At 70.8% G+C, this 10,303-nt stretch carries 12 protein-coding genes; 7 read left to right on the forward strand and 5 right to left on the reverse strand.

Annotation, left to right across the window (positions count from 1 at the left end):
• Nucleotides 1-232, forward strand: a 232-nt coding sequence (locus AB0J09_RS42815; RefSeq protein WP_360704401.1) for a hypothetical protein, incomplete at its 5' end; no start/stop codon positions are given.
• Between the two features lie 21 nt (nt 233-253).
• On the opposite strand, the gene AB0J09_RS42820 is transcribed toward AB0J09_RS42815, so the two are convergent.
• Nucleotides 254-823, reverse strand: a complete 570-nt coding sequence (locus AB0J09_RS42820; RefSeq protein ID WP_360704404.1) for a TetR/AcrR family transcriptional regulator — start codon at nt 821-823, stop codon at nt 254-256.
• An 84-nt stretch (nt 824-907) separates the two neighbouring features.
• Between AB0J09_RS42820 and AB0J09_RS42825 the strand changes: the two genes are divergently transcribed.
• Together AB0J09_RS42825 and AB0J09_RS42830 are read left to right on the forward strand one after the other, a co-directional pair.
• The gene (locus AB0J09_RS42825; protein WP_360704407.1) at nt 908-1,318 is read left to right on the forward strand and encodes an organic hydroperoxide resistance protein; all 411 of its coding nucleotides are present in this window, start codon (nt 908-910) and stop codon (nt 1,316-1,318) included.
• A gap of 73 nt (nt 1,319-1,391) precedes the next feature.
• Nucleotides 1,392-1,589, forward strand: a complete 198-nt coding sequence (locus AB0J09_RS42830; protein ID WP_360704410.1) for a hypothetical protein — start codon at nt 1,392-1,394, stop codon at nt 1,587-1,589.
• A gap of 18 nt (nt 1,590-1,607) precedes the next feature.
• Here the strand turns inward: AB0J09_RS42830 and AB0J09_RS42835 are convergent, their stop codons facing one another.
• The 3 genes from AB0J09_RS42835 to AB0J09_RS42845 all read right to left on the reverse strand — a co-directional run bounded on the left by AB0J09_RS42835 (nt 1,608) and on the right by AB0J09_RS42845 (nt 5,393).
• A complete protein-coding gene (locus AB0J09_RS42835) occupies nt 1,608-2,381 on the reverse strand; it encodes a trypsin-like serine protease (RefSeq protein WP_360704413.1) in 774 nt (257 codons plus the stop codon).
• Between the two features lie 140 nt (nt 2,382-2,521).
• Nucleotides 2,522-3,751 (reverse strand): cytochrome P450, encoded by a 1,230-nt coding sequence (locus AB0J09_RS42840; RefSeq protein WP_360704416.1) that lies wholly within the window; start codon nt 3,749-3,751, stop codon nt 2,522-2,524.
• Between the two features lie 34 nt (nt 3,752-3,785).
• Nucleotides 3,786-5,393, reverse strand: a complete 1,608-nt coding sequence (locus AB0J09_RS42845) for an FAD-dependent oxidoreductase (RefSeq protein WP_360704419.1) — start codon at nt 5,391-5,393, stop codon at nt 3,786-3,788.
• Between the two features lie 212 nt (nt 5,394-5,605).
• On the opposite strand from AB0J09_RS42845, the gene AB0J09_RS42850 reads away from it, so the two are divergent.
• Nucleotides 5,606-6,595 carry a pyridoxamine 5'-phosphate oxidase family protein gene (locus AB0J09_RS42850; protein ID WP_360704422.1) on the forward strand — a complete coding sequence of 330 codons (990 nt, stop codon included), beginning with the start codon at nt 5,606-5,608 and terminating at the stop codon, nt 6,593-6,595.
• A gap of 7 nt (nt 6,596-6,602) precedes the next feature.
• Here AB0J09_RS42850 and AB0J09_RS42855 read toward each other — a convergent pair whose 3' ends face one another.
• Complete coding sequence (locus tag AB0J09_RS42855; RefSeq protein WP_360704425.1) at nt 6,603-7,727, reverse strand: acyltransferase family protein; 1,125 nt, start codon at nt 7,725-7,727, stop codon at nt 6,603-6,605.
• A gap of 111 nt (nt 7,728-7,838) precedes the next feature.
• Here AB0J09_RS42855 and AB0J09_RS42860 point away from each other — a divergent pair, with 111 nt between their 5' ends.
• The 3 genes from AB0J09_RS42860 to AB0J09_RS42870 are packed head-to-tail and all read left to right on the forward strand — an operon-like array spanning nt 7,839 to nt 10,284.
• Nucleotides 7,839-8,423 carry a hypothetical protein gene (locus AB0J09_RS42860; RefSeq protein WP_360704428.1) on the forward strand — a complete coding sequence of 195 codons (585 nt, stop codon included), beginning with the start codon at nt 7,839-7,841 and terminating at the stop codon, nt 8,421-8,423.
• A 23-nt stretch (nt 8,424-8,446) separates the two neighbouring features.
• On the forward strand, nt 8,447-9,619 hold the full coding sequence (locus AB0J09_RS42865; RefSeq protein ID WP_360704431.1) for a histidine kinase: 1,173 nt from the start codon (nt 8,447-8,449) through the stop codon (nt 9,617-9,619).
• Nucleotides 9,616-10,284 (forward strand): response regulator transcription factor, encoded by a 669-nt coding sequence (locus AB0J09_RS42870; protein ID WP_360704434.1) that lies wholly within the window; start codon nt 9,616-9,618, stop codon nt 10,282-10,284. Before AB0J09_RS42865 ends, AB0J09_RS42870 begins: the two co-directional genes overlap by 4 nt.
• Nucleotides 10,285-10,303: the final 19 nt, after the last annotated feature.

The raw sequence follows: 10,303 nt of genomic DNA on the forward strand, positions 1-10,303 counted from the left end.
CGGCCAGGGCGTCGCCGCGCTGGCCGTCGACGGCCGCCCCGCCGGCGGGAAGGTGCCGCTCACGACCGCCCGGTACATGATCGGCTGGCAGGGCCTGGTGCTGGGCCGCGACGCGCTGTCGCCGGTGAGCTGGGACTACCCGCGCGGCTTCCCTTTCACGGGCACGATCGATCGGGTGCGTATCGAGCTGGACGACGACGTCCCGGAGACCGTGCACGAGACCTTCGACTGAGCACTTTCGACTGGGTACGGCTCATCCGAGCACCCTGGTGAGGGCTTCGTGGATGGCGGCGCGGACCGTGTCCGGATCGTCGAGGTCGAAGCCGACCACGAGCCCGTCCCGCAGCAGCAGGAGGATGTCGGCGGTCCGCTCCGCGTCGGGGTGGCCGTCGGCGGCCAGCAGGTCGCGGTACAGGTCGCGGTTCCAGCGCCGGTGCTCGGCGATGGCCTGCCGTACGGGATGGGCCGGATCGGGATATTCGGCCGCCGTGTTGACGAAAGGACAACCGCGATAGCCGGGGCCGGCGCCGAAATCGCACATGTAGGCGAAGATGGCCTGGAGCCTCTCGCGCGGCGAGCCGGCGGGCATCGTGGCGACCAGGGCGCGCTGTAGCGAGCTCTGCTCGGCCACGTAGGCGCGCACGAGGTCGTCCTTGCTCGGGAAGTGGTGGTAGAAGGTCGCCTTGGCGACGTCCGCCTCGGCGATGATCCGGTCGATCCCGACCGTGTGGACGCCCTCCGCGTAGAACAGGCGCGTGGCGGTCTCGAGGACCCGGGTGCGCGCCGGGGTCGGGCGACGGCCTTCCAGCGTTTCTGCGCTCACGAGTTGACGGTACCAGACAGACCTGTCTACGCTGATGCTTGTCGGCAGACAGACAGGTCTGTCTATAGCAAAGGGGCAACGGACATGAGCATCTACACCGCCATCGCGACCTCAGCCGGGCGTGACAGCCGCGCGGTCTCCTCGGACGGCAGGCTGGACGTCAAGCTGGCCATGCAGAAGGAGCTCGGCGGCGACGGTGAGGGCACCAACCCCGAGCAGCTCTTCGCCGCCGGTTACGCCGCCTGCTTCGCCTCGGCGATGCGGCTGGTGGCCTCGAGCAAGAGTCTCGACGTCTCGGACGCGGCGGTCACGGCCGAGATCGGCCTCTCGCCCAACGGCAAGGGCGGATTCCAGCTCGACGCCACGCTGCGGGTGGAGCTGCCCGACAGCATCTCGCCGGAGGCGGCCCGCGAGCTCGTCGAGGCCACCCACCAGGTGTGCCCGTACTCCAACGCCACCCGGGGCAACATCCCGGTCAACCTGGTCATCGAGTAAGCCCGGCGTGCCGGGGGGAAAGCGGGCCGGCTCGTGACCCGCCCTTGGTTTCCGGATCAGTACGCTCCCGACCGTGGCCGATGAGAAGAGCCGGAGCAGGCGGCGGATCAGCATCGACGGGGCGGGCATCGAGAGGCGCAGGACGGCGATCCAGACGCTCATCGATCAGGCGCCGCAACCCAGGACCGACCCTGTCGCGGCGCAGCGCCCCGCCGTCGGCGCGAGCCCGGACAGTGCGGAATCGCCTGGCTCACCTATGCAGACGGGGTGAGCACCGGGCGCGCGCGGGTCAGGGAAGGGTGACGTACTTGCCGAGGAAGTGCCGGGCCGTGGCGCTGTCCAGGCGGTAGTCGTAGTTGGTCTTCTTGCAGGCGTTGTCGGCCCCGCTGATGGTGGTGGCCACGAGGAGGTGCGATTCGGGCCCTCCCAGGAAGTTCGGGCCGCCCGAGTCGCCGAAGCAGGTGCTGCCGTCGCTCCAGGAGGACAAGGACAGGTCGAGCCACCTGCGCGACAGATCCTTGAAGGAAATGGAGGACTGGCGGCGCGTGTCGGTGTACTTGAACTGCTGGTGGTGTCCCTTCTTCACCGGGTCCAGTGAGCCGTATCCGACTGGAGTGAAGCGTGCGGACTCCAGGGATTTGTCGGCCTTGAGCTGGTCGAGTAGCCCTGCGGTCGGCAGCTGGGCCGGCTTGATGCCCGGGATGGGCGTCTTGAATACCACGACGGCCATGTCGTGGTTGCTGGACTTCCCGTTGTACCGCGGGTCCGGTATGTAGCGGCCGGTGTAGACCGTGGACCCCGGCTTGTACTGGCCGGCGAAGGTGACCCGGGCTGTCTTCGTCTTGCCTTCCCCGCAGTGGGCGGCGGTCAGGAAGACGGTCGGCGAGATGAGCGTGCCGGTGCAGTAAGTCCACGTGCCGTCCTCATACTGCTTCCCGTCGACGAGAGCCCCTACTTCGGGGTGCGTGTCACCGTCGGCGGAGCCGTTTGTGATGGCCGCTGCGGGCGTCGCGGTGCATGCGATCGACGCAGCGACAATCAGGGCAAAAGGGACATAACGCATCCACGAAGTTTAGATGCCTAAAAGTGTAAAATGACAGACATAAGTAAAAAATCTACTTACCTCCTGTCAGATGACTGAGGCAGGCCGCATGGATGGCTTCCATTGCGGGGGGAACAGGCCGTCGACCCGGCAGGATGCCGTTATGCCGGGATGATGTCGTCGAACTCGACGGCGAGATGGCGCGGCCCGCGCAGGCCCGGGTTGGGCCGGTACGGGGGCGGGTCGCTGACGAGGCGAGGGTTGACGAGCCGGCGGGCGATTTCGCGCAGCGCGAGCTGAGTCTCCAGGCGGGCGAGTGGAGCGCCGAAGCAGTAGTGGATGCCGCTGCCGAACCCGAGGTGCTGGTTGTCCTCCCGGTCGGGGTCGAAGCGGTCGGGGTCGCGGAAACGGGCGGCGTCGCGGTTGCCGGCGGCGAGCGCCAGGCTGATGACCGAGCCTTTGGGGATGGTCGTGCCGGCGATGTCGATGTCGGCGAGGGCGGACCGCCGGAGGCTGATCAGCTGTACAGGTGGTTCGTAGCGCAGCAACTCCTCGACCGTGCCGATGATCAGGTCGGGTTCGTGGCGCAGCCGTTCCAGCACGTCGGGGTGGCGGAGGAGGGTGAGCACGCCGTTGGTGATGAGGTTGACGGTGGTCTCGTGGCCGGCGACGAGCAGCGTCACGGCGGTCGTCAGGAGGTCGCCCCGCGACATGTCGATGCCCGGGTCGGTGACGAGGGCGGAGATCAGGTCGTCGCCCGGCTGCTGCCGGTGGACGTCCACCAGCCCGTTCAGGTACTCGGCCAGTTCGGCCCTGATCTGGGTGCTCCGGCGGTCCCGCTCGACGATGGAGCCGGTCGTCGGATCGGCGGTCTCGATGATGGCCTGAGACCATCGATGGAAGAGGGGCTCGTCTTCGCGGGGAACCCCGAGCAGCTCGCAGATCACCGTGACCGGCATCGGATAGGCGAAGTCATCGACGATGTCGACCCGGGACTTCCCGGCGAAGTTGTCGATCAGGCCGGTGATGATCTCCATGATCCGGGGTGTCATGCCGTCCACCCGGCCGGGGGAGCGGGGCGGCCCGAAGTGCCGCATCACCATGGCGCGGAGCCGGTCGTGGTCCGGCGGATCGTGCCTGATGAAGGAGGCCGGGAGCTCCGGAGTCTCCTCGGCCGCGGCGTCGGCGGCGGCGATCTCCGGAATGTTGCGCGGGTCCGAGCTGACGCGCGGGTCGTGCAGCAGCGCCACGATCTCCCGGTAGCCGCTGACCACGTACGTGCCGTCCTCCTGCCGCGCCACCGGCGTCTTGCGGAGTTCCGCGTACAGCGGGTACGGATCGGCGCGGTTGGAGTAGTCGAGGATCTGTTCGTAAATGTTTGCTTCCGTCATGACGATGGCCCCTTCCGGACGGTCTGCGGTGTCGTCAGCGTCGCCGTACCAAGGTCACGCGACGCTCGTCTGGGTTGTGGCCGGTCACCACCACGGTCGCGCCGTGGGCGGGGGACATCCGCTCCGGCACGTCCGCCAGCATCACCTGCGTGTGGGAGGGCCTGCCGACCATGCCGGGGCCGGGCGGGAACGGGGCGGCCTGCTCGATCTGCGCCTGGTAGAAGTCGAGCCACATCGCCTGGTCGAAGGCGACCGCGGCCGTGATGCGGCCCCGGTGACCGTAGACGGCGACGAACCGGCGCTCGGCGACCGAGCCCTGGGCGATGACGACCTCGTCCGCGAACGTGGGCACCCCGACGGACTTGATGTTGACGCCGAACTGGGCGGACCAGAAGACCGGCAGGGACAGGTGCGGCCAGCGGGCGCTCTCCGCGCTGATCATGTTGTGCGCCGCGACCTGGGCCTGGGTGACCGCGTTGCCCCAGTGCTCGAGCGCCAGGAACTGGTACTCGTACACCGGGTGCGGGAAGCGCGCCACGTCGCCGGCGACGAAGATGTTCTCGGTGACCAGGCCGTTGATGTCGAAGGCGCGGCAGCCCGCGTCACATGCGACGCCCCACACTCCGGCGGCCAGCCCGGAGTCCTCCAGCCATTCGACATTGCGCTCCGCGCCCAGCGCGGCCACCGCCACCTCGACATCGAGCGTGGTTCCGTCGGACAGCCGTGCCCGGCGCAGACGCCCGTCCCCGTCTCCCTCGAGTGCCGTGACGGTGACGCCGCAGCGCAGGTCCACGCCGTGATCCCGCTGCAGGTCCGCCGCGATCGCGCCGATCGTCCTGCCCAGCGCGCTCGCCAGCGGCGCCGGGCCGCGCTCGGCGACGGTGACGTCCAGGCCCAGCTCACGGCAGACGGACGCGACCTCCGATCCGGTGAAGCCGGCGCCGATGATCAGCACCCGCCCGGGGCGCTCGGCCAGCCGCCGCCGCAGCCGGGCCGCGTCGTCATTGGTACGCAGGACGAACACCCCGTCCAGGGCCGCCTCCGCCTCGTTCGGCCAGGGCCGGGCCCGCGCCCCCGTCGCGATCAGCAGGCGGTCGAAGTCAACCTTCCGGCCGTCTGCGAGGAGCACCTGCTGGGCGGCCAGGTCGAGCCTGGTCGCTCTCTGTCCCAGCAGCCATTCGGCCTCGACCTCGATACGCCGGGGCAGCGCGGTGTCTTCGGCGGCCACCTGCCCGGTCAGGACCTGCTTGGACAGCGGCGGCCGGTCATACGGCTCGTGCGGCTCCGCGCTGATCAGGGTCAGCGATCCGGTGTACCCCTCCCTGCGGAGCGTCGCCGCCGCCCGCAGGCCCGCCAGCGAGGCGCCGACGATGACGATGCGATCGACCCGCGCGCGTCTCTTCCCGTCTCCTGCCGTGGCCGGGACGGCCTTCGCCGGCCTGCCCAGCGAGTACATCTGGTCGACCACCAGGGCCTGGACCGGGCAGGCCGCCGCGGCCCGCAGGACCCGCTCACGCTCGGCGTCGTCCGGATGGAGCGCGTACATCAGGGCTTCGGAGTGGTGCATCGTGAAGACGTTCGGCGCGAGGAAGGCGCACTGCCCGTACCCTTCGCAGCGGGTGAGATCAACGACGACTCTCATCTGGATCCGCCCTCTTTCGGAGGCCGCGCCTATGACGGCAGTACGTAGCGGGTCAATCACTGAAAGTAGTTGACAACGTACCCATTGCATCTCATAGCCACACCAACAGGGCGCGCCTGTACTGGGGCCCAAGAGCCCGCCAAGCGCTTCCCAAGCCGTTGAGAAGGGGCGTGCCGCACGCTGTCTCCCGGAGGCTGAAAGGGAGAAACCCGATGATCACAGAAGGACGTTCACCGACGCTCGTCGCCGTGCCCGCGGAGGTCCGGCAGGTGCTGGAACGCTCGCTCGTGTGCGAGTACGCCTCGCTCACCCGCGACGGCCGCCCGGTCACCTGGCCGGTCACGCCCTACGCCGGCAGCGACGGGACGCTCGACGTCACGACCGGCCTGTCCTACCCCGACAAGGCCGAGCGCGCCCGCCGGGACCCGCGCGTGGCGCTGCTGTACTCCGACCCCACGGACAGCGGCCTCGACCGGCCGCCCGTGGTACTCGTCCAGGGCCGGGCCGCCGTGCGCGACGCCGACCTGCAGGGCAACACCGACCGGTACGTACGCGAGTCGATGGCCAAGCAGCCGGCCGCGTTCGCCGGCCTGCCCTGGTTTCTGATCAAGCGGCTCACGTGGTACTTCGCCCGCATCTACGTCGAGGTGACCCCTGAGTGCGTCACCTGGTGGCCGGAGGGCGACCTTTCCCGCGCGCCCCGCACCTGGACCTGCCCGGGCGAGACGACGTTCCCCAGGTCCGATCTGGCGCCGTCGGGGCCGCGGCTGCCGAGCCGATCGATCCCGCCGGCGGACTGGCGGCCCTACGCCGATCGGGCGCTGCGCCTCGGCGCCCCGGTCGTGTCGATGGTGGCCGACGGGCATCCGCTGCCGGTGCGCGCCCGGTCGGCCGTCCGCACCGAACACGGCTTCGACCTGCGGCTGCCCGCCGGGGTGACGGCCGCGGCGGGGCCGGTGTGCCTGACGTTCCACACGTATTCGGAGACCGAGGGGCACGAGCACGTCGTGCTGGTGGGATGGGGGAGCGGGGCGGGCGACCGGCTGGAGGTCGAGGTGGAGCGGGCGCTCAACGACTGGAGCCTGTCCGGCAGCAACCGGGAGCGCGCCCGGTCGTTCATGCGGCAGGGGAAGGAGCTGCGGAAGCGGGTCAAGCTGGAGGCGGCCCGCCGCGATCAGGCGGTGCCGAAGATCCGCAGGTGAGGCGGCGTCATCGGCGCTCGGTGGCGCGGAGGATCAGGCGCTTGCCGAGGCGCTGGGCCGGGGCCTCGATCAGGTGGTAGGTGAGGAGGCTGAGCGGGATCAGGGCCAGGAAGTACAGCGCCAGGTGCGGGATCACGTGCAGCAGGATCGGGTGCAGCAGGTAGAGGGAGAAGCTGATCACGCCGAGCCGCGTCAGCCAGCCCGGGAAAGCCCGCCGGCGCAGCGCGAACGCCAGCGCGAAGGCGCCGTACGCCAGCACGATCGCCGTCGCCCAGGCGGGATCGTCCTTGGCGGGGATCCCGCACCCCAGCACCACCGCCACCGCGACCGCGGCCGTGCGCCAGGAGATCGTTCCCTGCTCGGCCCGGTACACCGCCGTTCCCGCGAACATCGTGGCCAGGATGATCACACCCTGCCAGGTGCCGGCCCGGCTGCCCAGGACCACCAGCGCGAGCCCGAGGAGACCGCCTGCGGTCGCGGCGATCGTACGCGTCCTGCCGTGCCCCAGCACGGTCACCGCGATGGCCGCGACGACCGCGAGGCAGAACAGCACGGCGGCCAGGTCGGCCCGGCCGCCGATCGTCGCCCCCGGCATCAGCAGGCCCAGGGGCACGGCCGGCAGCGCCAGCGCTATGGCGATCCCCGCCGACCTGTGTGCCTGCCGCGTCGCGAACAGCGCGACGCTCATCAGGTAGAACGCCATCTCGTACGAGAGCGTCCACGTCACGTTGACGACGGCGGGCAGGTTGACCAGCTCCTGCAACATCGTCACGTTGCCGAGCGCGACCACGGGCAGGGGTCGCTCGCCGAGCGTCGGCTCGAGGGGGAACACGCCCGCGAGAGCGAGGACGAGCGCCAGGCCGCAGGCGGCGAGCAGCAGCGGGAGGAGGCGGAAGGCCCGGCCGGTCCAGAAGGCGCGCAGGTCGCCGCGCCGTTCCAGGGAGGCGGGGATGATGTACCCGCTGACCAGGAAGAACACGAAGACGCCCCACGTGCCGAGGTCGATCCGGCGGTCCACTTCCGCCCAGACGGCCGGGATGAAGGTCCAGCCGGCGTGGTGCATGGTGACGGCCAGCGCGGCCGGCCCCCGCAGGGCGTCCAGCCAGGCCAGCCGGGCGGGGGCGGGGGACATTCGTCGGATTCTAGGTCATAAGACCGATTCGTACTCACTCTCAGGAGTGAGTGCCGGAATCGCCCCTACCGGCGATGTCCGCCACCCCTGGCGAGCCGGAGGATTTCCGCCATGAACTCTCGCTTCGCATTCATCGCCGCGCCCGTCCTCGTGTTCGGCTACGGCGTGATCCGCATCCTCGACGGCCTCGACGGCAGCCGCGGGCCCGGCCTCGCCTGGACCAGCGGGCATCTCGCGTTCATGGCGGCGCTCGTCCTGTTCGTCCACATCTTCTGGCAGATGCGGCGGATGGCGGGCGGAAACGCCTTGTCCACCGTGAGCGCGGTGGCCGGGACCGCCGGCGTCGTTGCGCTGCTCGCGCAGTTCGGCATCGACATCGCGGTCGGGTTCCTGGCCGCCGACCACGCGGGCATGAGCGTCCTGTTCGAGCAGGTCAAGAGCGTTCCCGGGGTGCCGTTCGCGGTTTACGGCGGCGGGCCGATCCTCTTCTACCTCGGCCAGCTGGCCCTTGTCGGGCAGCTCGCGGCCATGCGCCGGGTCAAGGCGTGGACGCCCGTCCTGGTGCTGGCCGACCTCGTCCTGCCGTTCATCGACAAGGACCTCATCCCGCTCGGCTCCCTCTGCCTGCTCGTCTCCTTCATCCCGCTTGCCCGTACGGCGGCCGCCGCGCCCAGGCCCGCCGCCGCCCTCGCGTGACGGGGAAGGCAGGATTGGGCCTTGTGTCCGATCTAAGGTTCCTGGCCCCGGTCCGGCGGTGGTCGAGCTCGCTGCCGCCGATCTGGCAGGACGCCGCGCTCGCGAGCCTGGTGCTGGTCGTGCAGTTGTGGCCGCTCCTGACCCGCGACAACCCCAGCGGCGGGCCCTGGCACTGGTGGGGGTACGTCGTGGTGGTCGCCGCCACGGTGCCGCTGGTCTGGCGGCGGCGCGCGCCCGTGGCCGTCCTGCTGGTCAGCCTCTGCGCGACCGCGTGCTACGACCTCGTGGACGAGGTGGCCGCCCAGCCCATCTGGTACGGCGGGCTGATAGGGGTCTACACCGTGGCCGTCTACTCGGCCAGATGGCCGAGACTGATCATGATCGTCGTCGCGGTCGGCGGCGGCCTGCTCCTGGTCGGCTCGTCCGAGACCGCGATGCGCGGCGTCGTGCTCTTCGTCGCCGCGTACGCCATCGGCCGGGCCGCCGCCGTCTCCCGCGCCCACGCCGCCGCGCTGGAGGAGCGGGCCGCCCAGCTGGCCCGCGAACGCCAGGCCGAGGCCGAGCGGGCCGCCGAGCGCGAGCGGGCCAGGATCGCCCGCGACATGCACGACATCCTGGCCCACGCGGTCAGCCTCATGGTGGTGCAGGCCGAGGCGGGACCGGTGGTGGTCAGGAAGGACCCGGCCAGGGCGGAGGCCGCCTTCGACGCGATCGCCGCGGCGGGCCGCGACGCCATGGTCCAGCTCCGGCGCCTCCTCAACGTACTCAAGGAGGAGGAGGGCCCACGAGCGCCGCAGCCGACGATCGCCGCGGTCCCTGACCTGGCCGACCAGGTCAGGGCCGCCGGGCTCCACGTGACATACTCCACCTCCGGCGAGCCGGGGCCGCTGCCTCCCGACGCGGAGGTCGCCGCGTACCGGATCGCCCAGGAAGCCCTCACCAACATCGTCAAACACGCGGGCGCGACCCGCGCCGACATCAGACTCGCCTGGCAGGACGACACCCTCATGATCGACATCACCGACGACGGCGACGGCTCCGCGTCCTCGCTGCCCCCGGGCGGCAACGGCCTGATCGGCATCCGCGAGCGGGCCGCGGCCTGCGGCGGCACCGCCGTCGTCGGCCGGCGCACCGACGGGCCGGGCTTCCGGGTCCTCGTACGGCTCCCCGTGACCGGCCGGGCGGTGGCGGCGTGACCGTGCGCATCGTGGTCGCCGACGACCAGGAGCTCGTACGCGCCGGATTCAGCATGATCCTCGACGCCCAGCCGGACTTCGAGGTCGTCGCCGAGGCGGGCGACGGCGCGCAGGCCGTCGCAGCCGTCCGCGAGCATCGTCCCGACCTGCTCCTGCTCGACATCCGCATGCCCGTCATGGACGGCATCGAGGCGGCCAGGATCGTGTGCGCCGAGAGCGCCTGCCGCGTCCTCATGCTGACCACGTTCGATGTGGACGACTACGTCTACGACGCGCTGCGCGCGGGGGCCAGCGGGTTCCTGCTCAAGGACGTCCGCCGCGACGACCTCGTCCACGCCGTGCGGGTGGTGGCGGCCGGCGAGTCGCTGCTCGCGCCGTCGGTGACCACGAAGCTGATCGCCGAGTTCACCTCCAGAGCGCCCGCCCGGCCCGCCGCGCCGCCGTCCGACCGGCTGGCCGTGCTCACGGCGCGCGAGCAGGAGACGCTGCTGATGATCGCCCGCGGCCTGTCCAACGCCGAGATCGCGCAGGCCATGGTGGTCAGCGAGCACACGGTGAAGACGCACGTCAGCAACGTGCTGACCAAGCTGGGACTGCGCGACCGGGCCCAGGCGGTGATCGCCGCGTACGAGAGCGGCCTGATCATCCCCGGAGACACGCGCTGACCGGACGGGCTCAGACCGC

It is taken from the genome of Nonomuraea sp. NPDC049784 (genome assembly GCF_040659615.1).
Lineage (GTDB): Bacteria > Actinomycetota > Actinomycetes > Streptosporangiales > Streptosporangiaceae > Nonomuraea.